Below are 24,715 nucleotides of genomic sequence, written 5' to 3' on the forward strand. Positions count from 1 at the left end.
AAATGTTTATAAATTTATTTGATCGATGGATGATCTATTAGTCATGTCTTTTATTATTTTGAACAATTTCAATGGCTTCTACAATTTTTTGAGTAACATTAATTTGAAATTGTCTATCTAATTCATTAGATTTTGCATAAGAATAACCTTCAGAGCTAGATACATATAAAGGAGAAAGATGATTTAGGGCTAGTGCTTTAATATCTTCTACACATTGTTTGCATAAACATATATTTTCGAAATTTTCTAAAATAGAGGGTAAGAGATGATTTACTACATCTTCCATATAATTTTTAGGCATATTTAAGTCCCTTTCCTTATAAGTTAATGGCTAATTGTTCACTTTTAGTTTAATACATTTTATAAAATAAATCTTAAAAAAGATATAGGAAAAAGGTAATAATTTTGTGAAAATAAAGGTAAATTACCTTGAAAATGTAATACAATAAGAAAAAAATTTATAAATAAGAGATCAATCGTATAAATATAAAATGATATTTAGAAGAATGTACGCATATGCAATGTTATAAAATAATTACAAAAAATGAATATATTTCCATAATTATATCGTTGATACTATTGTAATACAAGAATATCCAAATAATGATAAAATAAAAAAAATTGATATTATGATAAAATAAATAGGGTATCATTATAAAGATCACACAGGAATAGGAGAATAGATATGATTGACATCACCAAATTATTATCTACACATATTGAGAAAGAGTCTATAAGATATGCAGATACTTGTTCAAATATGCATACAGGAACAAATAAAGGATTTGGGCCTGTAGTGGCTTGGAATATTACTAAGAGATGTAATTATTCATGTAAACATTGTTATTCTGCCTCCAATAATCAAAGGGGAGACAATGAATTAAGTTTATATGAAATAAAGAATATCATAGATCAATTTAAAAAAGCCAATACCCCTGTAATTTTACTATCAGGAGGAGAGCCCTTAATTCGTGATGATATATTTTCTATTATAGAGTATATAAGAAATAAAAAAATTCATGTAAGTTTATCTACAAATGGAAGTTTAATTGACAAAGAAACTGCCTTTTCTTTAAAAAAATTAGGAATTGGCTATGTAGGCATTAGTATGGATGGAACAAAGGATACAAATGATTTTTTTAGAGGAACAAAAGGAGCTTTTGAAAATTCTATAAAAGCCATTGAAAACTGTAAAAGAGCAGGACAAAAGGTAGGTCTTAGATTTACCCTTCAAAAGTCTAATTATAAAGAAGTAAAGGATATACTAAGAGTTATGGAAGATATGGATATACAAAGAATTTGTTTTTATCACTTAGTTCCATCTGGAAGAGGAAAAGAAATAAAAGATCAAATGTTATCTCATGAACAGACGAAGGAAGTAGTAGATACGATCTATGAATATGCAAAGAAGGTAAAGGGTAAAAGAGAAGTATTAACAGTTGCCAATCATACAGATGGCCCTTATATTTATTTAAAGACGAAGAAAGAAGATCCTTCTAAAGCTCAAAATATATATGATCATCTACTAAAAAATGGAGGTAATCGCTCAGGAATGGCTATTTGCAACATAGATTGGCAAGGAAATGTTTATCCAGATCAATTTAGTAAATTTTTATTATTAGGAAATATAAGACAACATAGTTTTGAAGAAATATGGATCAAAAATCCAGTATTATATGAGTTAAGAAACCGGAAAGAAAAATTAAAAGGAAGATGTAGAAACTGTAAATGGCTAAGTATTTGTAATGGAAATTTAAGAGCAAGGGCATATGCCATTTATGAAAACTTGTGGGCAGAAGATCCAGCCTGTTATTTGGAGGATAAAGAAATATGATTATTTCATGGAATACTACAAAGAGATGTAATCTTTATTGTGATCATTGTTATAGAGATGCATCAAATGAATATTTTTCTGATGAACTTAGTACGCAAGAAGGAAAAAAATTGATTGAAGAAATATCAAAAGCAGGTTTTAAAATCTTGATTTTAAGTGGAGGAGAACCTTTGATGAGAAAAGATTTATGTGAGCTTTCTCATCATGCAGTAAAGTGTGGACTGATTCCTGTACTTGGAACAAATGGAACACTCATTAGCAAAGACAAGGCTTATGAATTAAAAAAATCAGGAATACAAGCAGCAGCTATTAGCATAGATAGTATAGACGAAAAAAAACATGATGATTTTAGAAAAGTAACGGGAAGTTTTCAAAAGGCAATAGAAGGAATTAAAAATTGTATAGAAGCAGGAATTCGCGTACAAATCAATACAACCGTTACAAAAAATAATCAAAATGAAATTATAAAAATAATAAATTGGGCACAAGAGATGAAAGCTTCTTCTTGTCATCCATTTTTTTTAGTAAAAGTAGGAAGAGGGAAAAATATAGAAAGTCAAGCTTTGGATGAGAAAGAATATATAAAACTTGTTCATAAAATTATAGACCAACAATTAAATGTCGATATAGAACTAAAGCCAACCTGTGCACCTCAATTTATGTCCTTTGCAAAAAGAAAAAATATAAGTATGAGATTTAGTAGAGGTTGTATTGCAGGAATTGGATATTGTTGTATATTACCAAATGGACAAGTTCATGTATGTCCCTATTTGCCTATTGTAGCAGGAGATGTAAAAAAATCACCTTTTCATGTGATATGGAAAGAAAGTACGATATTCCAAAAGTTAAGAGAAAAAGAAAATTATAAAGGTTCATGTAGAAGTTGTGATCATTTTTCCATCTGTGGAGGATGTAGAGCAAGAGCTTATGAGGAGACAGGAGATTATATGATGGGAGATCCTTTAGGGAAATATTGTTTTGTAAAAGAGGAAATGAAATGACAAAAGAAGAAAAAATGATTTTAAATGAATTGCAAAAGGGCATTCCCTTAGAAAAAAGACCTTTTTTAAAAATAGCAAATAAACTTCAATTAAGTGAAGAAAAGATTATCCAAGGGATTTATTCTTTACAGGAAAAAGGATATATAAGAAGGTTTGGAGCCATTGTAGATGTCAATCAATTAGGTGTTAAAAGTACCCTTGTGGGAATGAAGGTAAGAAAAGAAGATATGGAAAAAGTAGCAAATATAGTAAGTTCCTATGAAGGTGTTACCCATAATTATGAAAGAGATCACATTTATAATTTATGGTTTACATTGATGGAATCATCCCATGAAAAATTAGAAGAAACGTTAAAAGAAATAAAAGAAAGAACAAAGGTAGAAATGATTCATCTTCCTTCTGAAAAAAAACACAAAACCAATGTATTTTTTAAGTTTGAATAAAGGGGATCATATCATGGACAAAATAGATCAGAGAATACTCATAGAAATATCACAGGATATAGAAATTTGTATGGATTTTTATGGAGCATTGGCAAAAAAATTAAATTTATCAGAAGAGGAACTCCTAAAAAGATTAAAAAATATGGAAAAGGAAGGATATATAAAAAGAATTGCTCCTGTCCTTTATCATCAGAATACAGAATATAAGCATCATGCTATGACTGCATGGAAAATATCTGAAAGCAAGATGGACAAAATCCTTTATGAAATGAAAAAAATACAAAATATTAGTCATATTTACGAAAGAAAAATAAATGAAGATTGGCCATACAATTTATTTGGAATGATTCATGGAAGAGAAAAAGAAGAGATAGAAAATATTATTGAGTTTTTATCAAAAAAAATGCAAGTTACTGAATATACTGTATTATATACAAAACAACAATGGAAAAAAACAAGTCCTAATATAGAATATTTTATTCGATGAATTCATATGAAATGGAGAGTAAAATATGAAAAAAAAATTTATGATGATGAGTAAGGTCATAATTATTGTATTTGTTCCTGTGGTTATTTTACTTTGTAGTTTAAAGGAATACGCATTGAATGAAAATTTTTATATGAATGAATTTAAAAAATATCATATTGGTCAAAATACAAATATAGATGATGAATCACTACATGAAATTGCAAAAGGAATTGTAGATTATTTAAAAGATGATCAAAAAGATTTAATAATCTTTGTAGAAAAAAATGGAAAAAGAATAGAAGCTTTTAATCATAAGGAAAAACTTCATATGAAAGATGTGAAAGTTCTTTTTCAAAGAGGATATTTTTTGAAGAATCTAGGTTTTTGTTTCATAGGGTTTGCTTTTTTTGTGATGATTGGATGTTCAGGTATTTGGAAGAAAGTCCTTGGTAAAAGTTTAATGAAATCAAGTGTCTTATCTTTTGTTTTTGTATTTTGTTTGTATGTATTGATGAAAATCAATTTTTATAGATATTTTACATATTTTCATAAAATCTTTTTTAACAATGATTTATGGTTATTAAATCCTAAAACAGATCTATTGATTCAAATTCTGCCATTAGAATTTTTTATAGATATTGCTCAAAGGACATTGATTCTTTTTTTAGGAATAATGTTTTTGGTGGGAATCATTGGATTTGTTGTATTCAAACATTTTGTGAAAAGATAATAACAAAATATAGATTGAAAAGTCTAAAGGATTGCTCTGAAATTATATCTAGTATATAATTTGTGTAGAAAAAAGAAAGGATGATTACATATGCAAAATCCTATAGTAACCATACAAATGGAGAATAGGGGACAAATTAAAGTAGAATTATATCCAGAAATTGCACCAAATACAGTGAATAATTTTATATCTTTAGTACAAAAAGGTTTCTATGATGGACTCATTTTTCACAGGGTCATTCCAGGATTTATGATTCAAGGGGGATGCCCAGAAGGAATTGGAACAGGAGGACCAAGATATACTATAAAAGGTGAATTTAGCTCTAATGGATTTTCTAATGCTTTAAAACATCAAAGAGGAGTTATTTCTATGGCAAGAGCTGCTCATCCTGATTCAGCGGGATCACAATTTTTTATTATGCATGAGGATTCTCCTCATTTGGATGGAGAATATGCAGCCTTTGGAAAAGTTATAGAAGGAATAGAAGAAGTAGATAGAATTGCAAAGGCAAGAACGAATTTTCAAGATAAACCATTAGAAGAAGAAAAAATGGAAAAAGTAATTGTAGAATTATTTGGAGAAGAATATAAAGAGCCTGAAACCATATAAAAAGCTGGCACATGCCAGCTTTTTATATGGTTTGTTTGATCATTTCTATAGCCTTTTGAAAAACCTCTTTTTCAGGCGATAGAGGTTTTGGAAGGGTATCTATAGTAAACCATTTTACTTCCGTACTTTCAAAGCTACATTGTATTTCTCCTGATATATATTCACATGCATAAACACGAATATAAGAATGACTATATTGATCTTCATAAGTAAAATGATGAATTTCTTCTAAGGCTCTACATTCTATTCCAGTTTCCTCAAATACTTCTCTACAAACCGTTTCTTCAATGGTTTCGCCAGGATCAGAAAAACCTCCAGGGGGACCCCAAATCATAGGATGCCATTTACGGTGAACCAATAAAATTTTATTTTCTTTGATTACAATACCAAGACCTGCAGTTTGCATATTGATCACCTCTTAAAAGAATTAGCCAGGAAAACCTGGCTATTCATTTATTTCAATGTATTGCTTGAACCTAAAACATTTTTAATTTTATGTTGTACCATCTTTTGGATCGCATCTCTAGCAGGCCCAAGATATTTTCTAGGATCAAATTCTTCAGGATGCTCGATAAGGAATTTTCTAACAGCAGCAGTCATAGCAAGTCGTAAATCTGTATCAATATTTACTTTACATACACCAAGATTTGCTGCTTGTCTAATCATTTCTTCAGGAACTCCTTGAGCACCAGGGATATTTCCTCCAAATTCATTACAAGCTTTTACAAATTCAGGTAAAACAGTAGACGCTCCATGTAAAACAAGTGGTGTATTTGGAAGAAGTTTTGTGATTTTTTCTAATCTTTCAAAGTCTAATCTTGGTTCTCCTTTAAATTTATAAGCGCCATGACTTGTACCGATGGCAATAGCTAAAGAATCTACACCTGTTCTTTCTACAAATTCAACAGCTTCATCTGGGTCTGTAAAAGTTGCATCTTTTTCATTTACTTTTACTGCATCTTCAATTCCTGCAAGTTTTCCAAGTTCTGCTTCTACTACAACACCTTTTGCATGAGCATATTCTACAACCTTTTTAGTAACAGCGATATTTTCTTCAAATGGATACTTAGATCCATCAATCATAACAGAACTAAAACCATCATCAATACATGCTTTACAAATTTCAAAATCTTCTCCATGATCAAGGTGTAGAACAATATCTAGTCCACTATCTTCTATAGCAGCTTCTACTAATTTTTTAAGATAAATTGGACTTGCATATTTTCTTGCTCCAGCAGAAACTTGTAAAATAAGAGGAGATTTCTCTTGTTTTGCAGCTTCTATGATTCCTTGAATGATTTCCATATTATTTACATTGAATGCACCAATAGCATATTGTCCTTTTTGTGCATCCTTAAACATTTGAGTAGATGTAACTAATGGCATAATATAACCCTCCTATATTAAATATGATAGATATCTATATAAAGTATAACACAAAAGTTATATAGAATATACTATTTAAGCGAGAAAATAGAAATATGTACATTATTGTCCATATAACCTATCTAATTGTAATTATATAACAATAAATTTAAAAATACCACAAAAAGTACTTTGAATTTCTTAAGTTTTTAGGTAAAATAGTAAATAGATAGATATAAACTTTATGATCTTATAATATTATAGTATAATAAGATAAAAGGAAAAAAATACATGCACTAAAAATAAAAGTGTAAAATGATAGGAGGATGAAAAGTGATGTATAAAAGGCAAATACCCAATCTATTTACACTTTTGAATCTGATCTTAGGGATTTTGTCAATTCTTTTTATATTTGAAGAAAGTTATGTAGTCTCAGCTGTTTTGATTATTATTGCAGGAATGATGGATAGAATGGATGGTAAGATGGCAAGAAAGCTTGATGTAGTAAGTGATTTTGGAAAGGAATTAGATTCTTTATGTGATCTTATTTCCTTTGGATTGGCACCTGCTCTTTTAATGTGGCATTTAAACTTAATGGAACTAGGAGATATAGGAATTATAGTAACACTTATTTTTGTTGTTTGTGGGACCATAAGACTTGCCAGATACAATATTACAGATTTTGAAGGAGTGTACTTAGGTATTCCGATTACCATCTGTGGAGGACTTGTAGCACTTATGTCATTATATTCTACCAAGTATGTAGCAAATTTAAACTTTTTGTTAATTACTATGTTATTTTTATCCTATGCTATGATTAGTAAAAAGATCAGACTCAAAAAAAGATAGTAAAAAACCCACCTATAATGGTGGGTATCCTTTTGTCTGAAAATGGAAATGCTAGAAAAAAGGAGAGTTTACATATGAGATTACCTCAAAAGTTTATAGATAAAATGAAGGATTTACTAAAAGATGAATATGGAGATTTTCTAGCTTCTTATGAAAAAAAATATTTCACAGGATTGAGAATCAATACGTTAAAAATTTCTGTAGAAGAATTTTTAAAGATTTCTCCTTTTTCTCTAAAACCTATTCCATGGTGTAAAGATGGATTTTATTTTGAAGAAGAAAGTCCTGCAAAACATCCTTATTATCATGCAGGGCTTTATTATATTCAAGAACCTAGTGCAATGGCACCCGTATCTTTTTTATCTCCAAATAAAGGAGAATATGTATTAGATGTATGTGCAGCGCCAGGAGGAAAATCTGTTCAAATTGCAGATGCACTAAAAGGAGAAGGAGTACTTATTACAAATGATATAAACTTAAGTAGAGTAAAGGCTTTGATTAAAAATATAGAATTGTTTGGTATTAAAAATGCCATTGTGATGAACGAATCGATAGAAAAAATCAAAAAATATTTTCCATATTATTTTGACAAAATATTGGTAGATGCTCCTTGTTCAGGAGAAGGAATGTTTAGAAAAGATCCATCTATGATCAAAAGCTGGGAAAAGCATGATCATACTTATTATGTTCCGATACAAAGGGAGATCATCAAAAATGTAGATGAACTTTTAAGAGGAGATGGAAGAGTGGTTTATTCTACTTGTACTTTTTCACCAGAAGAAAATGAAGAAATAATCAATGAGTTTTTAGAAGAAAATGAAGATTTTCATATCATAGATATTGAAAAGAAATATGGTATATCTAAAGGGATATCAAATAGAGATGAACTTGGAAAATGTGCAAGGCTTTGGCCACATAAAGTAGAGGGTGAAGGACATTTTTTAGCTTTTATGGAGAAAACATCAGAGGAAGAAAAATATACTTATAAAAGTGAAAAAATAAAAATTCCAAAGGAGTTTTATGATTTTGTCACTGAAAATCTTACTATTTCTATAGAAGGAGATTTTCAAATCCATAAGGATAATCTTTACAAAGTTCCAAAAGGATTGCCTAATATGAAGGGGCTAAAAGTATTAAGATCAGGATGGCTCTTAGGAACATTTAAAAAAAATAGATTTGAACCTAGTCATGCGTTGGCTATGGGACTTTGTATGAAGGATGCAAAAAGAGTTGTAAATTTTAATAAAGATGATTTTGAAGTGATTAAATATTTAAAGGGAGAAACCCTTCATACACAAGGGGAAAAAGGATGGACATTAGTATGTGTAGATGGATATCCGTTAGGATGGGCAAAGCATACAGGAAGTATATTAAAGAACTATTATCCTCCTGCTTGGAGATGGATGGATTAATAAAATCCAGTAAGAGTCAATGCTCTTACTGGATTTTATTTTTATCATTTAGTATGATCTATTTTTTAATGACCATTATATTTGCCAGCTATTTACTTCATTTCTGTTGGATACAAAGGCTTTGTAAAGAGGAGATTTTTTTATCAATTCTTCATGAGTACCTTTAGCATCAACTTTACCATCTTTAAGTACTATGATTTGATCTGCATTTCGTACGGTTTTTAACCTATGTGCGATCATGATAACAGTTTTATCTTTTGTAAGCTGTTCCATTGCATCTTGGAGTTTGCCTTCATTTTCTGGATCTACATTTGCGGTTGCTTCATCAAAAATGATAATGGGTGCGTTTTTAAGCATTGCCCTTGCAATAGATATTCTTTGTTTTTCCCCTCCAGATAGATTTGCTCCACCCTCACCAACGACAGTATTGTACCCTTGAGGAAGGTTTGATATAAATTCGTGTGCCTGTGCTTTCTTAGCAGTTTTGATTACATCTTCGCGTGTTGCATGAGGACTTCCGAATTTTATATTATTTTCAATAGTATCCTCAAACAAATATACGTTTTGAAATACCATACTTATATTTTCCATAAGGCTGTCAAGGGTGTAATCCTTGACATTTTTTCCTCCAACAAATACTTCTCCACTGTCCGTATCCCAAAATCTTGCTATGAGATTGCAAAGTGTTGTTTTACCAGAGCCTGATGGACCTACTATTGCTGTCATAGTATTTTGAGGAATCTTAAGATTTATATTGTCAAGCACTTGTTTTTTGTCATAAGAAAAACTTACATTCTTAAATTCTATACTTGAATCGTTTGCTTTTGTTTCATTTCCGTCTTGCATTACGGAAGTACTCAATGTTTCGTTTATTTTGTTCATGGAATGTTCTGTAATTCTAAGCTCTACTATGACACTTCCTGCACTTTTAAGGGGTACAAAAATCATAAATGAGGCAACAATCATCATTATGCAGTCTAAAAGCTCCATACTTCCGTTTAAATGAAAAGTTATAGAAGTGACTATCATGATGATGGCAAAAAGATCAATGGTGAATTGTTGTATAGGCATATAGCGTAGCATTCTTTTTTCCATAGCTATATTATATTTGCAACTGTCATCAATAGCCTTGTTCACCTTACTGCTTTGTCTATCTGTCAAATGAAATGCTTTTATTACTGTCATTCCTTGTATTGCTTCAAGTACACTTTCAAGAAGATTGGACTGTGCAGTTTGCCTATCTACAGAAGCATATCTTGATTTCTTTTCGGTAACTGATGTTGCAAAAAGATAAACAATGATTCCTGCCAATACTATAAGTCCTATTCTATAATCATAGAACAAAATGCTTAATGAAAATACAAGGGTATTAAAAAGTCCACCTAACATCAAAATAAGTATTCGGGGTGCTGAATTTTCCAAATCACTTGATACTGTTGTTGCAACCCCCGTAATATCTCCGACAGAATTTTTATTGAAATATCCCATAGGCATTACTCTTAATCTGTCGCCTATTGAAACTCTTTTTTCAGCTACCATAAAGTAACCTATATGTGTCATTTGTAGCTGCCAAAAATATTGAATGATAATCTGACCTATAATGCTTATAAGCATAAGTCCTAGTGCGTAAAGGGACGTTTGTTTATTTGTATTATTTGATAGGATGGCTTTGATGACTACAAATACTGCTCCGATTGAAAGGCTATTAAAAATTGCACGAATAAATCCCAATAGGATAGATTTGCGAATATTATTTTTTCCTGATTCTGAGAATCGCCAAATCTCTTTTATTACATTAATCATTTATATCGCCATCCTTTCCTCCAATATGTGCAGTCCACATGGATTTATAAAGTTCTGATTTCTGCAAAAGTTCCTCATGTGTTCCTGTCATTTCAAGGTTACCATTATTGATAAGTGCTATTTGATTGGCAGAAGTGATAGTTGATAATCTGTGAGCTATGACTATAAGGGTCTTTCCTTTTACAAGCTGATTGATTGAACGCTGAATAATCGCCTCATTTTCCGGATCGATATATGCCGTTGCTTCGTCAAGAATAATAATAGGTGCATTTTTAAGAATTGCTCTTGCTATAGCAATTCTTTGTCTTTCTCCTCCAGAAAGATGACCGCCTTTTCCTCCTACTATTGTATTGTACTTATTAGGTAACTGATCTATAAAATCACATCCTGCTGATTTTGCAGCTTGATAAACTTCTTGATCTGTTGCGTAGGGATTGCCTGTGCGAATGTTATTCATGATCGTATCATCAAATAAAAAATTGTCCTGTGATACATATGCTATTTTATTCGCCAAATCTTTTTGAGATATATCTTTTAAGTCAATACCTCCGATTGTAATTTTACCCTCTGTCACATCCCAAAATCCTGCAAGTAATTTTGCAAGAGTGGATTTGCCAGAGCCAGATGGACCTACAAATGCGGTAAAGGAATTTTGAGGAATAGTAAGGGATATATTGTTTACAACTAATAAGTCTTTTTCGTGATAGGAAAATCCTACGTTTTTAAATTCTATATGGTTTGATTTTATTTCTTTGCTTTTAGCAGGTCTTTTTAGTTCTTCCCAAGAAAGTATTTCTTTTACCATATTTATTGTAGTTTCTCCTATAGCTAAACTATCTACATAATCCATTGCATTGATGATGGGATCTATTATACTCATTGAAACAATTATAATACTTATAAACTCAAGGCCTGTAAGACTTCCTGATGAATAAAATAAAAATCCGATAGGAAGTACCGTCACAAGAACGGCAGGACATATGATACGCATTGCGGAAATTGGCCACATACAAATTGTCATCCAATTATAATAAAAAGAAGCATTGTTAGTTACGGAAGAGGAATATTTGTCATAAGAGCTTGCACTTTGACTGAAAGCTTTTATGACTTCAATTCCCCCTATATATTCTACGATTGCATCATTCATTTCTTTTCCGATTTTTACAGATTTTTCGTATTGAATGGGATAAGTTTTCATTACAACTCCCATAAACGCCATTCCAACAGGAAGTGTGATCAGAGAAATAAGTGCCATTCGCCAATCTAGATAAAATAAATACATAAGTAAAAATAGTGGCCCTAAAATATTAGCAGTCATTTCAGGGATAAGGTGTGCAAAAGTGGTTTCAAGCCTTTCTACAAGGTCGACAATAATGTTTTTAAGTCTACCCGAAGGAGTATCTAACAGTAAACCCATAGGAACTTTTTCTAATTTTTGCATTAATCTTTTTCTTATGTCTTTTAAAACTGTAAAGGTCATTTCGTGAGATTTACCTGTAGACAAATTGGCACCTAAAACTTTTATAATATAGCCCATAAAAGCAATAAGTACCCATTTCATATAAAAATCTTTTATTGCAATACCTGCTACTAATCCAGTAATAATTTTAGCTACTGCAAAATAAGGTATCATACCACCCATAACACCTAAAATGGCAAGTAAAATAGCTACAGCAAAACCGCTTTTGTAAGGTTTTGCAAATTGTCCTATAAAGGATAGTGGACTTTCTTTTTTAGTTTTCATTTAAACTCCTCCTTTATTAGTTTATGTTAACTTTATGTGGGTTTAAAAAGAGATTTTGCCTTTTTTATTCTTTAAATATGTTCTTCCAACCGTAATTATAGAACTCGTTTAATTGAGTTATATACACAATAGCTTGATCTTTTGGCATATGGTGTTTTACAACTTCGAATACACCGTTAAAAAATGCAGTTGTCAAAATATGAAGTAATTCATCTGAAAGTCTACCTTTCTCATAACAGTCGTTTCCAGTTTTTTTGATATAGAGTTTGGTGTATTCTTCCTCTAATTCAACCATTTTGTCTATGAAATACTTATACTTTGTTCCGTCAGAGCCTGTAACGAGAATTTTAAAAATATCAAAATGTTCATATATGTATTCAATCATACAAAATAGCTCTCCCGTTGAATAATCTTTTCTTATTTCAATTTCTTCGTACACTTCCTTTTGGTTAAAATCTTCTAGAGATTCAAAAAAACTTTTGTTAAATTTGTCAAGTACAGGAGATACCACGGCAGAAAATAATTCCTCTTTGTTTGAAAAACGTGAGTATATGAGTCCAGTTGTAACCCTAGCTTTTTGTGCGATATTTCTTAAAGAAGCATCTTTAAATCCCTTTTGTAAAAATTCTTCCTTTGCATATTTCATTACATCATCGTAATTTTCTGAGAACGGTCTTGCCAAAATACCACCTCCAAAATAAAATAACATCGTTATATAACAATGTTATTTTATTACAAATGATATTAAAAGTCAATTGCAATTAAGAAATTGTTTAAATCAATAGAGAAAAATAAATGCGTGACGGGAGTGAATATATAAATTTATTAAAAAGCAAGAGAAGCAGAAATTCATGACCAAATGACAAGGATCAAAGTAGCTAGAGAAGAAGGAATAGAAGAAGGTAAAGTAGAGTTAGTAAAAAATTTATTATTAGTTGGAGTAGATATAGAAAAAATTATAAAAGCTGCAGGATTTACTAAGGAAGATATAGAGAATATAGAAAAGAAAGTACACTAATTAGAATTTGTTCTTTGGGATGAATTCTTTTTTCATATTTATTAAAATGCATTGATATAGAAATGAAATAATCTATAGATAAAAGAATTTGATCAGTATGGATATTTATACCATAAAGTAAGTAGTGGTGCATCATAGCTTAGAACCTGTAACTTATGTTACAGGCATTGTCCTTGACCTAAACCTAGTACAGTGCATATATTATAATCTTTTAAGTCAAAATAATCTTCAATAAACTTGTTTGACTCTTCGATCATTTTATCTGCACTTTTAATCTTCTTTTCGACTGCTGTCTCGTTATATGTTTTAATCCATTTCCTTTGGAGTTCATACATGTTAGCAGGTCTGATACCTTCTATAATGCTTTCTCCATTTTCAATATACATATCTGTTATAAATTCTCTCCAGTTGTCATCATAATCATTTTTTAGTTGATCTAAAGATTTTCCAGATGTTTCTATATACTTGAAAACAGCTTTTTTATTTTCTGGAGTTAATAAATTATCTATATTAACCATTAACTCTGAAAATGTTAAATGCTTATTTGCATCTAAAAATACTTTTGGGTCAAACCCTGATGTATCATCTAATGCAAAACTAGGAATAATACTCAATAAAATTAAATTTATTACTAATACTAAACCTAAAATTCTTTTTAACATATGAATCCTCCTTTTAAGATGAGATATTCTATAACTTAATTTCTAGATAGCATTATATGAACTCCATCAGTAACAGTAACTTTGACATTTAAACCATTAGGTTGATGAACTGAATAATGGTAACCACCTACAAATCTGCCCTTATTGTGATTTCCTGTAATATCAACCTCTAAATCACCTTTAATCTTTTGTAAATGTTTTTCCTCAACACCATTTTCTCTCATTATTGCTGTAAATTTATCAAGCATACCTAAATTATAATTAGGTTTGTTAGTAGCGTTGAAGTGACCTAATAAAAGATTTATTTCAGCACAGTCTTTTCTATTAATTACTCTTACTGACATATCTTTTTTATAATCACTTGGTACTTGATAACCATCTACTGTAATAAACCTGTCAATTCTTGCGACTTCTTCTCTTGTTTGATCGAAAATTGATACTGGTTTTTCTGGTACAGGAGGTATTTCTTGTTCTGGAGGTTTTACCTCTGGTGTAGTTTCAGTTTTTGGGAAATATCCTTTTACGATTGCTAAACGGTCAATTAATGTCATAGCTTGTTCACGTGTAGTAGTTCCTTGTGGGTTGATTCTATTTCCTTCAACACCATTCATAATATAATCTTTAGTAATATAGTTGATACCGAATTTTGCCCAATCATTTACTAAGTGCATATCACTGAAATTAGCAGGAGGAGCTGTTTTAGTACCTTTTTCTCCTAAACCTTCAAGTTCTTGTGTTAACATTACTGCGATTTGTTCACGAGTGATATTTGCTTTTGGGTCGAATGTAGTAGGGCTAGTACCACTAAGAATTTTTGCGTTGAAAGCCTTTCCTACATATGGATTATCTGTATCGGTGAATGGTTCTTTTGAATCCATGTCTTTTACGTCGATTCCTTTTGCTTTAGCGAATAATAGTACTGCTAGTTCTGCAAATTCTTCTCTTGTAATATTGTTTTGGAACTTAGCAGGGTCGATTAAACTTTCTGATAAATCAAGATTTTTCTTTAAGTCATCAATATAAGGCTTCGCCCAATCACTTATCAGTGCATTCACTTGTATGGGATGAAGTAAGGTGATTCCTACCAAACAAGTTGTGAGTAAAGTACATAAAGATTTTTTGATTATTTTTTTCATTTATATCCCTCTTTTCTTGGTTATAAAATTAGTATATTGTAAAATTATGTATAAATCAATAAAGTTCCATAAAACGTTGACGTGAGTGAATATATCAATTTATTAAAAAGCAAGAGAGAAAGTATTGGAATAAAATTATTCTTTCTGATAAAATAATAGTAAGAATAGAATGAATAATAATTCAATAGGAAGTGATATGAATGCATAAGAAAAAAGTGGTGGATGATAATTTCATCATGTCACCTAAAATAGATTTCGCATTTAAGCTTTTATTTGGAGATCCTAAAAACATGGACTTGTTAAAAGCGTTATTAATTGCAATATTAAAAGTACCATCTAATGAATTTGAAGATTTAAAGATTATTAATAATGAATTACCACGTGAATTTGCAGAAGATAAAAAAGGAATACTAGATGTAAGAGGAAAGACAAAAAATGGGAAAGAAATTGATATAGAGATTCAAGTGTTAGCAACGAAATACATGGCAGAAAGAACGGCATATTATTGGTCAAAGATGTACACGAATCAAATAAAATCAGGAGATACTTATGATAAACTTAAAAAATGTATAACCATTAATATAATAGATTTTGAATGTATTCCATTAGATAAAATACATACAAGTTATCACATAATAGAAGATGAAACAGGATATAGATTGACAGATGTACTTGAGATTCATTATTTAGAACTACCAAAACTTGAAAATAGGAATATCATAAAAGATGAAAATGAAGCAATAACTCAATGGATGGAATTTATAGATACGCAATCTAGGGAGGTGATGGAAATGCTTTCTCGCAAAAATAAAGATATAAAAAAAGCATATGATATACTTCAAGTAATTAGTAAAGATGAAAAAGCAAGAATGGCATATGAAGCAAGAGAAGCAGAAATTCATGACCAAATGACAAGGATCAAAGTAGCTAGAGAAGAAGGAATAGAAAAAGGGAGACAAGAAGGCAGACAAGAAGGTAAAGTTGAGTTAGTAAAAAATTTATTATTAGTTGGAGTAGATATAGAAAAAATTATAAAAGCTTCGGGATTTACTAAGGAAGATATAGAGAATATAAAAAGGAAGTACACTAATTAGAATTTATCCTTTGGGATGAATTCTTTTTTGATATTTATTAAAATGCATTGATATAGAAATGAAATAATCTATAGATAAAAGAATTTGATGAAAATGGATATATATTCCATAAATTGAATGAAAGTGTATTGAATATGGAACCAGATACTTTAGAGAAAGTAAAAAGGAATGACAGCGATTGAATTTAGATATCATTCCTCATAGTCTTTTATTTGTTTAGGATCGGGTTATAACTTCCTTGTTTTTTAATTTACATATACTTTTGTACCATCCTTGATATGATCATATATCCACTTTGCATCATCTACACTAAGTCTGATACACCCACGAGAAAGAGATTCACCAAGTCTTGAATCGATAATATTTTCCCCATTAGAATCAAATAAAATAGAATGAAAATAATAATTTTGAAAAAATCTTACTTTATATTTGGCTTTTACTTTTCCATTATAAGAAGTTATCCATGGAGATCTGCCACAAATTTCAAAATTACCTCTTACAGTTGGTGTGGATGCTTTTCCGTCTGTACAGGGCATTATTTTAGAAAGATTCCAATTTTTATTTTTTCTTTCAAAAATATAAGTCTTATATTTATTGGTATCTACCCATACAAAATAATTTGTTTTACTACTAAAATTTGTTTCATTGATCATTGCTTCTAATTTTTCTTTTTCTGAGAGAACATTTGGAGCTTCATAATTCATAAACCTATCAATTCTTGCGACTTCTTCTCTTGTTTGATCGAAAATTGATACTGGTATTTCTGGTACAGGAGGTTTTTCTTGTTCTGGAGGTTTTACCTCTGGAGTAGTTTCAGTTTTTGGGAAATACCCTTTTACGATTGCCAAACGGTCAATTAGTGTCATAGCTTGTTCACGTGTAGTAGTTCCTTGTGGGTTGATTCTATTTCCTTCAACACCATTCATAATATAATCTTTTGTAATATAATTGATACCAAATTTTGCCCAATCGCTTACTGCATACATATCACTGAAATTAGCAGGAGGGGCTGTTTTAGTACCTTTTTCTCCTAAACCTTCAAGTTCTTGTGTTAACATTACTGCGATTTGTTCACGTGTGATATTTGCTTTTGGGTCGAATGTAGTAGGGCTAGTACCACTAAGAATTTTAGCGTTGAAAGCCTTTCCTACATATGGATTATCAGTATCTATAAAAGGTTCTTTTGAATCCATGTCTTTTACGTCGATTCCTTTTGCTTTAGCGAATAATAGTACTGCTAATTCTGCAAATTCTTCTCTTGTGATATTATCTTGGAATTTAGCAGGGTCGATTAAACTTTCTGATAAATCAAGATTTTTCTTCAAGTCATCAATATAAGGCTTCGCCCAATCACTTATCAGTGCATTCACTTGTATGGGATGAAGTAAGGTGATTCCTACCAAACAAGTTGTGAGTAAAGTACATAAAGATTTTTTGATTATTTTTTTCATTTATATCCCTCTTTTCCTGGTTATAAAATTAGTATATTGTAAAATTATGTATAAATCAATAAAGTTCCATAAAACGTTGACGTGAGTGAATATATCAATTTATTAAAAAGCAAGAGAGAAAGTATTGGAATAAAATTATTCTTTCTGATAAAATAATAGTAAGAATAGAATGAATAATAATTCAATAGGAAGTGATATGAATGCATAAGAAAAAAGTGGTGGATGATAATTTCATCATGTCACCTAAAATAGATTTCGCATTTAAGCTTTTATTTGGAGATCCTAAAAACATGGACTTGTTAAAAGCGTTATTAATTGCAATATTAAAAGTACCATCTAATGAATTTGAAGATTTAAAGATTATTAATAATGAATTACCACGTGAATTTGCAGAAGATAAAAAAGGAATACTAGATGTAAGAGGAAAGACAAAAAATGGGAAAGAAATTGATATAGAGATTCAAGTGTTAGCAACGAAATACATGGCAGAAAGAACGGCATATTATTGGTCAAAGATGTACACGAATCAAATAAAATCAGGAGATACTTATGATAAACTTAAAAAATGTATAACCATTAATATAATAGATTTTGAATGTATTCCATTAGATAAAATACATACAAGTTATCACATAATAGAAGATGAAACAGGATATAGATTGACAGATGTACTTGAGATTCATTATTTAGAACTACCAAAACTTGAAAATAGGAATATCATAAAAGATGAAAATGAAGCAATAACTCAATGGATGGAATTTATAGATACGCAATCTAGGGAGGTGATGGAAATGCTTTCTCGTAAAAATAAAGATATAAAAAAAGCATATGATATACTTCAAGTAATTAGTAAAGATGAAAAAGCAAGAATGGCATATGAAGCAAGAGAAGCAGAAATTCATGACCAAATGACAAGGATCAAAGTAGCTAGAGAAGAAGGAATAGAAAAAGGGAGACAAGAAGGTAAAGTTGAGTTAGTAAAAAATTTATTATTAGTTGGAGTAGATATAGAAAAAATTATAAAAGCTTCAGGATTTACCAAGGAAGATATAGAGAATATAAAAAGGAAGTACACTAATTAGAATTTATCCTTTGGGATGAATTCTTTTTTGATATTTATTAAAATGCATTGATGTAGAAATGAAATAATCTATAGATAAAAGAATTTGATCAGTATGGATATTTATACCATAAAGTAGGTAGTGGTGCATAAGGATTTAGACCCTGCTACTTGTGTTACAGTCATACCCATTCCGAATGAATATAGTGAAGGTGGAACGAAAATATGTACATAAGGTAAGAAGTCTTGATAATCTGTTCCTTGCTCACCAAATTTTTGTGATAACCTATTATGTTTACCTTGTCCCCAATAATCTTTCATTCCTTTAATAACTGCTGCGTTTAATATATCTCTTGCGAAGTCATCTTTGCCATTAGTGTCTAAGTATTTTACCCATTTATCTATTCGAGATTCTCTCCATAAATTACGATCTACATTTTTACTGCTACCAAACATTTCATCATAATCTTCTAACCAAAATCTTTCTACAAATAAACGTTTTGATTTATCATCAAACTTATGGTTACTATTTTCATCATTACGGAAGTTAGGATTTGTTATTGGAATTAAAGTTTCATTTACTCCTAAGTATCTAAACCTTCCAGTTTTTGAATCAAATTCCCATGGTTCTCCATATATGAACATCGGATAAGTTTGTTGTGCGATCTCTCCGTTTAGAATGTCATACCTATTTAGTGCATCCATAAAAAGTTGAGTGTTTAAACTTGTAGTAACAAAATTTCCTTTACTATCATAAGTTTCTATTACTTTTCTTATATATTTTTGTCCTTGTCCTAAACCTAGTACAGTGCATACATTATAATCTTTTAAATTAAAATAATCTTCAATAAAATCATTTGTTTCTTCGATCATTTTATCTGCACTTTTACTCTTTTTTTCTACTGCTGTTTCATTATATGTTTTAATCCATTTTCTTTGGAGTTCATACATATTAGCAGGTCTGATACCTTCTATAATACTCTCTCCATTTTCAATATATATATCTGTTATAAATTCTCTCCAATTGTCATCATAATCATCTTTTAATTGATCTAAAGATTTTCCAGATGTTTCTATATACTTGAAAACAGCTTTTTTATTTTCTGGAGTTAATAAATTATCTATATTAACCATTAATTCTGAAAATGTTAAATGCTTATTTGCATCTAAAAATACTTTTGGGTCAAATCCTGATGTATCATCTAATGCAAAACTAGGAATAATACTCAATAAAATTAAATTTATTACTAATACTAAACCTAAAATTCTTTTTAACATATGAATCCTCCTTTTAAGATGAGATATTCTATAACTTAGTTTCTAGATAGCATTATATGAACTCCATCAGTAACAGTAACTTTTACATTTAAACCATTAGGTTGATGAACTGAGTAATGATAACCACCTATAAATTCTTTATACATTGATGCATTTATAGATTTTTCTAAATCACCTTTAACCTTTTGTATATGTTGTTCTTCAACGCCATTTTCTCTCATTATTGCTGTAAATTTATCAAGCATACCTAAATTATAGTTAGGTTTGTCAGTAGCGTTGAAGTGACCTAGTAAAAGATTTATTTCAGCACAGTCTTTTCTATTAATTACTCTTACTGACATATCTTTTTTATAATCACTTGGTACTTGATAACCGTCCACTGTAATAAACCTATCAATTCTTGCAACTTCTTCTCTTGTTTGATCGAAAATTGATACTGGGTTTTCTGGAACTGGTGGTATTTCTTGTTCTGGTGGTTTTACCTCTGGTGTAGTTTCAGTTTTTGGGAAATATCCTTTTACAATTGCCAAACGGTCAAGTAATGTCATAGCTTGTTCACGTGTAGTAGTTCCTTGCGGGTTGATTCTATTTCCTTCAACACCATTCATAATATAATCTTTTGTAATATAGTTGATACCGAATTTTGCCCAATCGCTTACTGCATACATATCGCTAAAATTAGCAGGAGGAGCTGTTTTAGTACCTTTTTCTCCTAAACCTTCAAGTTCTTGTGTTAACATTACTGCAATTTGTTCACGAGTGATATGGGCTTTTGGTCTGAACTCTGTATCACTAAACCCTTTAAGAATTTTTGCGTTGAAAGCCTTTCCTACATATGGATTATCAGTATCGGTGAATGGTTCTTTTGAATCCATGTCTTTTACGTCGATTCCTTTTGCTTTAGCAAATAATAGTACTGCTAATTCTGCAAATTCTTCTCTTGTAATATTGGTTTGGAACTTAGCAGGGTCGATTAAACTTTCTGATAAATCAAGATTTTTCTTTAAGTCATCGATATAAGGCTTAGCCCAATCGCTTTCTTGTGCATCAACTTGTATGGGATGAAGTAAGGTGATTCCTATCAAACAAGTTGTGAGTAAAGTACATAAAGATTTTTTGATTATTTTTTTCATTTATATCCCTCTTTTCTTGGTTATAAAATTAGTATATTGTAAAATTATGTATAAATCAATAAAGATCAATATATTAACCCTTGATAACTATTTTTTTATATGCTAGAATCAAATCATATAATCATTATGTAAATAAAAAGGAGATTTTTATTATGAATATCTATATCCAATACAATGCATTACATCATCATCACCGTTAGAGACTTGTTCCTATGGAGATCCATAGATACAGGTCTATTCATGTTTTGGTAGGCTAAGTATCTATGGTGGTGAATGTCTTTATTGGATTAAACGGACTTGCCCATATAGGTTTTAGCCTATATGGGTTTTTTAATTTTTTGAAAATAGGAGGAGATTGTATGAAAAATCAAATTGTAAAACCATCTATATTACCAGGCTTTATGGAGTTGCTTCCATCAGATCAAATATTATTTAATAAAATACTAGATACGATTAAAAATAATTATGAAGGGTTTGGATTTATTCCAATGGATACACCTATTATAGAAAAATCAGAGATACTCCTTGCGAAAGGGGGAGGAGAGACAACAAAGCAGATTTATAGATTTAATAAAGGGAAAAATGATATTTCCCTTCGATTTGATTTGACGGTACCCTTTGCTAGGTATGTTTCTCAGTATAGTCAGGATCTAACTTTTCCTCTTAGAAGGTATCAAATCGGAAAGGTATTTAGAGGAGAGAGAAATCAAAAGGGTCGCTTTCGTGAATTTTATCAATGTGATATAGACATTATCAATCGTGGGAAATTAAATATTATCAATGATGCAGAAATTCCAAGTATTATCTATTCTGTATTTAAAGAATTAGATATTGATTCATTTACCATATATATCAATAATAGAAAGCTTTTAAATGGTTATTTTGAATATCTAAAAATCAAGAATAAAGAAGAGGTACTCAGAACAATAGATAAATTAGATAAAATAGGAGAAGATCAAGTGAAGGAGGAGCTTAAGTTACTTTGCATAGAAAATGAAGTGATTGAAAAGTTATTAAAATTTATCAAAATAAATGGCGATAATAATGAAATATTGACAAAACTAAAAAATTTAGGAGTAGAAAATGAGTTGTTTCAAGAAGGATTGAATGAGCTTGAAAAAGTAGTTTATTATATAGGTTGTTTTAAAGTTCCAAAAGAGTTTTATAATATCAATCTAAAGATTGCAAGAGGACTAGATTATTATACTGGAACAGTATATGAGACCATGTTGAATGACTATTTAAATATAGGATCTATATGTTCTGGAGGAAGATATGATGATTTGGCTCAGAATTATACTACAGAAAAATTATCAGGAGTTGGAATCTCTATAGGACTGACTCGCTTATTTTATCAGCTAAAAGAAGCCAATCTTCTTAAGATGGATAGTAGTTCGACAACTTCACAAGTCATTGTAGTTCCAATGGATACAGAATATATAAATGAATCTATCCATTTGGTGAATGAGTTAAGAAATAAAAAAGTGAGAAGTGAATTATATCTAGAAGAAAATAAGCTTGGTAAAAAGCTTAATTATGCCAATAAGCTGGAAGTTTCATATATTGTTTTAGTAGGAAAAGAAGAAGTAGAAACAGGATTTTTTACATTAAAAGATATGAAGACGGGTAGTCAGAATAAATTCTCTATGAAAGAAATAATTGAGGTTTTGAATAAGAGATAAAGAGATGATGAATAATATGGTATAATTTCATTGGAGTATGGATAAAAATAGAATTTATGGTCAAAATCAAAAACAAGAATGTAAAATAGGAGCGATGTGGATGAAAACCCAAAGAATAGATAAAATATTAGGCAATATGGGCTATGGAACAAGAAAAGAAGTCAAATATATGATTAAAGATGGACGAATTAAAGTAGATGGAGAAGTGGTAAAAAGTAGCAGCATCCATGTAAGTCCTAATGAAAATACAATAGAGGTAGATGGAGAAGTGCTAGAGTATAGAGAATATATATATATTATGATGAATAAACCTCAAGGAGTAGTATCTGCAACATTTGATCACAAGGACGAGACAGTAATTGATTTACTTGAGCCAATGCATCAAATATTTGATCCTTTTCCTGTTGGAAGATTAGATAAAGATACAGAAGGGTTACTTATTCTTACAAATGATGGAAAGTTATCTCATGAACTACTGTCTCCTAAAAAACATGTACCTAAAACTTATTTTGCATGTATTGATGGAGTAGTAAACCAAAAGGATATAGACTCCTTTGAAAAAGGAGTGATATTAGATGATGGATACAAAACTTTACCTGCAAAGCTTAACATTTTAAAAAGTGATGATACCTCTGAAATTGAATTAACTATTGTAGAGGGTAAATTTCATCAAGTAAAAAGAATGTTTGAGGCTGTGGGTAAAAAAGTAACTTATTTAAAAAGAATATCTATGGGAGAGTTATATTTAGATGAAGATTTAGAATTAGGAGAATATAAAGAGCTTACAGAAGAAGAATTAGAAAAATTAAAAAATAGATAAAATATTTTAAAAAGAAGATTCTTTAGTAGTCTTCTTTTTTTCAAAAAAGGCGGGGGAAAAATGTATAATCTAGAAATCAATTTGATTCATCATCAATATCCTATTTATATTCAAAATGGATTATTTGAAAATATTGGGATTGAGATGAAAAAAAGATATTCAAAAAAAAAGATAACCATTCTAACAGATTATCATGTAGAAAAAATTTATGGAGAAAATCTCAAAAATAATCTTTTGAAAAATGATTTTTTAGTAAAAGTCATTTCTATCCCTCCTGGAGAAAAAAGCAAATCTATAGATACTTTGATGAGTATTTATGAAAATTTACTAGACTTTCAAATGACAAGAGATGATGTGATGATTATTTTGGGAGGAGGAGTCGTAGGAGATGTAGGAGGGTTTGCAGCAGCTACTTTTTTAAGAGGAATTTCTTTTATACAAATTCCTACCTCTTTACTTGCACAAATAGATAGTAGTATAGGAGGAAAGGTGGCTGTTAATTTAGAAAGGGGAAAAAATTTAATAGGAAGCTTTTATCATCCAGAAGCAGTTTTTATTGATCCAGAGGTATTAAAAACATTAGATCCAAGATTTTTTAATGATGGAATGGCAGAAGTGATAAAATATGCATGTATTAAAGATAAAACTTTATTTTATGATCTTTTAGAAGGTACTCAACAAGACTTATATAAGAATTTAGAGTCTATTATTTATAAATGTTGTACAATAAAAAAAGAAATTGTACAAAGAGATGAAAAAGATCATGGAGAAAGAATGCTTTTAAATTTTGGACATACGATTGGTCATGCAATAGAAAAATATTTTGATTATACTACATATACCCATGGAGAAGGAGTAGCTATGGGAATGGCTCATATTACAAAAAGAAGTGAAGAATTGGGAATAACAAAGATGGGCACATTTGGTGAATTAGTAAAAGTACTCAAAAAATATGATCTTCCTTTTGAAATGCCATTGATGGAAAAAGAAAATATGATAAAGCATATTGGAGTAGACAAGAAAAGAAAAGAAAAATCTATCTATATTATTTTATTAAAAGAAATTGGAGAAAGCTTTATTCAAAATATAAAGGAAGAAGAAATGCATGCATATCTTTAAAGG

At 30.0% G+C, this 24,715-nt stretch carries 25 protein-coding genes; 14 read left to right on the top strand and 11 right to left on the bottom strand.

The features are described 5' to 3' along the window. Positions 1-37: 37 nt before the first annotated feature. Positions 38-301 carry a late competence development ComFB family protein gene (locus BN2409_RS10285; protein WP_053956549.1) on the bottom strand — a complete coding sequence of 88 codons (264 nt, stop codon included), beginning with the start codon at positions 299-301 and terminating at the stop codon, positions 38-40. Between the two features lie 384 nt (positions 302-685). Between BN2409_RS10285 and BN2409_RS10290 the strand changes: the two genes are divergently transcribed. The 6 genes from BN2409_RS10290 (at position 686) to BN2409_RS10315 (ending at position 5,086) form a co-directional block, all read left to right on the top strand. After that, positions 686-1,834 carry a radical SAM/SPASM domain-containing protein gene (locus tag BN2409_RS10290; RefSeq protein WP_053956550.1) on the top strand — a complete coding sequence of 383 codons (1,149 nt, stop codon included), beginning with the start codon at positions 686-688 and terminating at the stop codon, positions 1,832-1,834. After that, a complete protein-coding gene (locus BN2409_RS10295; RefSeq protein WP_053956551.1) occupies positions 1,831-2,835 on the top strand; it encodes a radical SAM/SPASM domain-containing protein in 1,005 nt (334 codons plus the stop codon). The genes BN2409_RS10290 and BN2409_RS10295 overlap by 4 nt, the downstream gene beginning before the upstream one ends. Further along, entirely contained in the window at positions 2,832-3,278 is a 447-nt protein-coding gene (gene ahbA, locus BN2409_RS10300) for a siroheme decarboxylase subunit alpha (protein WP_053956552.1), read from the top strand. The genes BN2409_RS10295 and ahbA overlap by 4 nt, the downstream gene beginning before the upstream one ends. A 13-nt stretch (positions 3,279-3,291) precedes the next feature. Continuing rightward, the gene (gene ahbB / locus BN2409_RS10305; protein WP_053956553.1) at positions 3,292-3,765 is read left to right on the top strand and encodes a siroheme decarboxylase subunit beta; all 474 of its coding nucleotides are present in this window, start codon (positions 3,292-3,294) and stop codon (positions 3,763-3,765) included. Positions 3,766-3,790: 25 nt separating this feature from the next. After that, positions 3,791-4,477, top strand: coding sequence for a TIGR01906 family membrane protein (locus BN2409_RS10310; protein WP_053956554.1), 687 nt, complete (start codon positions 3,791-3,793; stop codon positions 4,475-4,477). Between the two features lie 90 nt (positions 4,478-4,567). After that, positions 4,568-5,086: a peptidylprolyl isomerase gene (locus BN2409_RS10315; RefSeq protein ID WP_053956555.1), complete on the top strand. Its 519-nt coding sequence runs from the start codon at positions 4,568-4,570 to the stop codon at positions 5,084-5,086. A gap of 22 nt (positions 5,087-5,108) precedes the next feature. On the opposite strand, the gene BN2409_RS10320 is transcribed toward BN2409_RS10315, so the two are convergent. Together BN2409_RS10320 and fba are read right to left on the bottom strand one after the other, a co-directional pair. Next, positions 5,109-5,492 (bottom strand): NUDIX hydrolase, encoded by a 384-nt coding sequence (locus BN2409_RS10320; protein WP_053956556.1) that lies wholly within the window; start codon positions 5,490-5,492, stop codon positions 5,109-5,111. Positions 5,493-5,539: 47 nt separating this feature from the next. Beyond that, positions 5,540-6,472 carry a class II fructose-1,6-bisphosphate aldolase gene (fba, locus tag BN2409_RS10325; protein ID WP_053956557.1) on the bottom strand — a complete coding sequence of 311 codons (933 nt, stop codon included), beginning with the start codon at positions 6,470-6,472 and terminating at the stop codon, positions 5,540-5,542. Positions 6,473-6,787: 315 nt separating this feature from the next. Between fba and pssA the strand changes: the two genes are divergently transcribed. Beyond that, positions 6,788-7,300, top strand: a complete 513-nt coding sequence (pssA, locus tag BN2409_RS10330) for a CDP-diacylglycerol--serine O-phosphatidyltransferase (RefSeq protein WP_053957712.1) — start codon at positions 6,788-6,790, stop codon at positions 7,298-7,300. A gap of 74 nt (positions 7,301-7,374) precedes the next feature. Further along, positions 7,375-8,712: an RsmF rRNA methyltransferase first C-terminal domain-containing protein gene (locus tag BN2409_RS10335; protein ID WP_053957713.1), complete on the top strand. Its 1,338-nt coding sequence runs from the start codon at positions 7,375-7,377 to the stop codon at positions 8,710-8,712. 75 nt (positions 8,713-8,787) lie between these two features. Here the strand turns inward: BN2409_RS10335 and BN2409_RS10340 are convergent, their stop codons facing one another. From BN2409_RS10340 to BN2409_RS10350, 3 genes are all read right to left on the bottom strand, one after another. Then, entirely contained in the window at positions 8,788-10,515 is a 1,728-nt protein-coding gene (locus BN2409_RS10340) for an ABC transporter ATP-binding protein (protein WP_053956558.1), read from the bottom strand. Then, positions 10,508-12,259 (bottom strand): ABC transporter ATP-binding protein, encoded by a 1,752-nt coding sequence (locus tag BN2409_RS10345; RefSeq protein ID WP_053956559.1) that lies wholly within the window; start codon positions 12,257-12,259, stop codon positions 10,508-10,510. The genes BN2409_RS10340 and BN2409_RS10345 overlap by 8 nt, the downstream gene beginning before the upstream one ends. 64 nt (positions 12,260-12,323) lie before the next feature. Continuing rightward, on the bottom strand, positions 12,324-12,941 hold the full coding sequence (locus BN2409_RS10350; protein ID WP_053956560.1) for a TetR/AcrR family transcriptional regulator: 618 nt from the start codon (positions 12,939-12,941) through the stop codon (positions 12,324-12,326). Between the two features lie 177 nt (positions 12,942-13,118). On the opposite strand from BN2409_RS10350, the gene BN2409_RS17245 reads away from it, so the two are divergent. Continuing rightward, positions 13,119-13,277 carry a hypothetical protein gene (locus BN2409_RS17245; protein WP_199873001.1) on the top strand — a complete coding sequence of 53 codons (159 nt, stop codon included), beginning with the start codon at positions 13,119-13,121 and terminating at the stop codon, positions 13,275-13,277. A 158-nt stretch (positions 13,278-13,435) separates the two neighbouring features. Here the strand turns inward: BN2409_RS17245 and BN2409_RS10355 are convergent, their stop codons facing one another. Together BN2409_RS10355 and BN2409_RS10360 are read right to left on the bottom strand one after the other, a co-directional pair. Further along, positions 13,436-13,939, bottom strand: coding sequence for a hypothetical protein (locus BN2409_RS10355; protein ID WP_053956561.1), 504 nt, complete (start codon positions 13,937-13,939; stop codon positions 13,436-13,438). Positions 13,940-13,974: 35 nt separating this feature from the next. Then, complete coding sequence (locus BN2409_RS10360) at positions 13,975-15,075, bottom strand: S-layer homology domain-containing protein (RefSeq protein ID WP_053956562.1); 1,101 nt, start codon at positions 15,073-15,075, stop codon at positions 13,975-13,977. A gap of 200 nt (positions 15,076-15,275) precedes the next feature. Here BN2409_RS10360 and BN2409_RS10365 point away from each other — a divergent pair, with 200 nt between their 5' ends. Next, positions 15,276-16,169 carry an Rpn family recombination-promoting nuclease/putative transposase gene (locus BN2409_RS10365; protein WP_053956563.1) on the top strand — a complete coding sequence of 298 codons (894 nt, stop codon included), beginning with the start codon at positions 15,276-15,278 and terminating at the stop codon, positions 16,167-16,169. 245 nt (positions 16,170-16,414) lie between these two features. On the opposite strand, the gene BN2409_RS10370 is transcribed toward BN2409_RS10365, so the two are convergent. Next, positions 16,415-17,620 (bottom strand): S-layer homology domain-containing protein, encoded by a 1,206-nt coding sequence (locus BN2409_RS10370; RefSeq protein WP_053956564.1) that lies wholly within the window; start codon positions 17,618-17,620, stop codon positions 16,415-16,417. 200 nt (positions 17,621-17,820) lie between these two features. On the opposite strand from BN2409_RS10370, the gene BN2409_RS10375 reads away from it, so the two are divergent. Beyond that, entirely contained in the window at positions 17,821-18,702 is an 882-nt protein-coding gene (locus BN2409_RS10375; RefSeq protein WP_053956565.1) for an Rpn family recombination-promoting nuclease/putative transposase, read from the top strand. Positions 18,703-18,803: 101 nt separating this feature from the next. On the opposite strand, the gene BN2409_RS10380 is transcribed toward BN2409_RS10375, so the two are convergent. Next, positions 18,804-19,958, bottom strand: a complete 1,155-nt coding sequence (locus BN2409_RS10380; RefSeq protein ID WP_053956566.1) for an Athe_2463 domain-containing protein — start codon at positions 19,956-19,958, stop codon at positions 18,804-18,806. Between the two features lie 35 nt (positions 19,959-19,993). Then, the gene (locus tag BN2409_RS10385) at positions 19,994-21,091 is read right to left on the bottom strand and encodes an S-layer homology domain-containing protein (RefSeq protein WP_053956567.1); all 1,098 of its coding nucleotides are present in this window, start codon (positions 21,089-21,091) and stop codon (positions 19,994-19,996) included. 359 nt (positions 21,092-21,450) lie between these two features. Between BN2409_RS10385 and hisS the strand changes: the two genes are divergently transcribed. The 3 genes from hisS to aroB all read left to right on the top strand — a co-directional run bounded on the left by hisS (position 21,451) and on the right by aroB (position 24,712). Beyond that, positions 21,451-22,773 carry a histidine--tRNA ligase gene (gene hisS / locus BN2409_RS10390; protein WP_053956568.1) on the top strand — a complete coding sequence of 441 codons (1,323 nt, stop codon included), beginning with the start codon at positions 21,451-21,453 and terminating at the stop codon, positions 22,771-22,773. 100 nt (positions 22,774-22,873) lie between these two features. After that, complete coding sequence (locus BN2409_RS10395; RefSeq protein ID WP_053957714.1) at positions 22,874-23,593, top strand: pseudouridine synthase; 720 nt, start codon at positions 22,874-22,876, stop codon at positions 23,591-23,593. Positions 23,594-23,653: 60 nt separating this feature from the next. Then, complete coding sequence (gene aroB, locus BN2409_RS10400) at positions 23,654-24,712, top strand: 3-dehydroquinate synthase (protein WP_053956569.1); 1,059 nt, start codon at positions 23,654-23,656, stop codon at positions 24,710-24,712. Positions 24,713-24,715: the final 3 nt, after the last annotated feature.

The organism is Inediibacterium massiliense, assembly GCF_001282725.1.
Classification (GTDB): domain Bacteria; phylum Bacillota; class Clostridia; order Peptostreptococcales; family Thermotaleaceae; genus Anaerophilus; species Anaerophilus massiliensis.

Excerpts from the sequence above, each read along its gene's own strand:
- BN2409_RS10320 (WP_053956556.1), bottom strand. The coding sequence starts at position 5,492 with ATGCAAACTGCAGGTCTTGGTATTGTAATCAAAGAAAATAAAATTTTA.
- fba (WP_053956557.1), bottom strand. The coding sequence starts at position 6,472 with ATGCCATTAGTTACATCTACTCAAATGTTTAAGGATGCACAAAAAGGA.
- BN2409_RS10345 (WP_053956559.1), bottom strand. The coding sequence starts at position 12,259 with ATGAAAACTAAAAAAGAAAGTCCACTATCCTTTATAGGACAATTTGCA.
- BN2409_RS10295 (WP_053956551.1), top strand. The coding sequence starts at position 1,831 with ATGATTATTTCATGGAATACTACAAAGAGATGTAATCTTTATTGTGAT.
- BN2409_RS10380 (WP_053956566.1), bottom strand. The coding sequence starts at position 19,958 with ATGTTAAAAAGAATTTTAGGTTTAGTATTAGTAATAAATTTAATTTTA.
- BN2409_RS10385 (WP_053956567.1), bottom strand. The coding sequence starts at position 21,091 with ATGAAAAAAATAATCAAAAAATCTTTATGTACTTTACTCACAACTTGT.
- pssA (WP_053957712.1), top strand. The coding sequence starts at position 6,788 with ATGTATAAAAGGCAAATACCCAATCTATTTACACTTTTGAATCTGATC.
- BN2409_RS10340 (WP_053956558.1), bottom strand. The coding sequence starts at position 10,515 with ATGATTAATGTAATAAAAGAGATTTGGCGATTCTCAGAATCAGGAAAA.
- aroB (WP_053956569.1), top strand. The coding sequence starts at position 23,654 with ATGTATAATCTAGAAATCAATTTGATTCATCATCAATATCCTATTTAT.
- BN2409_RS10355 (WP_053956561.1), bottom strand. The coding sequence starts at position 13,939 with ATGTTAAAAAGAATTTTAGGTTTAGTATTAGTAATAAATTTAATTTTA.
- hisS (WP_053956568.1), top strand. The coding sequence starts at position 21,451 with ATGAAAAATCAAATTGTAAAACCATCTATATTACCAGGCTTTATGGAG.
- BN2409_RS10395 (WP_053957714.1), top strand. The coding sequence starts at position 22,874 with ATGAAAACCCAAAGAATAGATAAAATATTAGGCAATATGGGCTATGGA.
- BN2409_RS10365 (WP_053956563.1), top strand. The coding sequence starts at position 15,276 with ATGCATAAGAAAAAAGTGGTGGATGATAATTTCATCATGTCACCTAAA.
- ahbB (WP_053956553.1), top strand. The coding sequence starts at position 3,292 with ATGGACAAAATAGATCAGAGAATACTCATAGAAATATCACAGGATATA.
- BN2409_RS10315 (WP_053956555.1), top strand. The coding sequence starts at position 4,568 with ATGCAAAATCCTATAGTAACCATACAAATGGAGAATAGGGGACAAATT.
- BN2409_RS10375 (WP_053956565.1), top strand. The coding sequence starts at position 17,821 with ATGCATAAGAAAAAAGTGGTGGATGATAATTTCATCATGTCACCTAAA.
- ahbA (WP_053956552.1), top strand. The coding sequence starts at position 2,832 with ATGACAAAAGAAGAAAAAATGATTTTAAATGAATTGCAAAAGGGCATT.
- BN2409_RS17245 (WP_199873001.1), top strand. The coding sequence starts at position 13,119 with ATGACAAGGATCAAAGTAGCTAGAGAAGAAGGAATAGAAGAAGGTAAA.
- BN2409_RS10290 (WP_053956550.1), top strand. The coding sequence starts at position 686 with ATGATTGACATCACCAAATTATTATCTACACATATTGAGAAAGAGTCT.
- BN2409_RS10335 (WP_053957713.1), top strand. The coding sequence starts at position 7,375 with ATGAGATTACCTCAAAAGTTTATAGATAAAATGAAGGATTTACTAAAA.
- BN2409_RS10310 (WP_053956554.1), top strand. The coding sequence starts at position 3,791 with ATGAAAAAAAAATTTATGATGATGAGTAAGGTCATAATTATTGTATTT.
- BN2409_RS10370 (WP_053956564.1), bottom strand. The coding sequence starts at position 17,620 with ATGAAAAAAATAATCAAAAAATCTTTATGTACTTTACTCACAACTTGT.
- BN2409_RS10360 (WP_053956562.1), bottom strand. The coding sequence starts at position 15,075 with ATGAAAAAAATAATCAAAAAATCTTTATGTACTTTACTCACAACTTGT.
- BN2409_RS10285 (WP_053956549.1), bottom strand. The coding sequence starts at position 301 with ATGCCTAAAAATTATATGGAAGATGTAGTAAATCATCTCTTACCCTCT.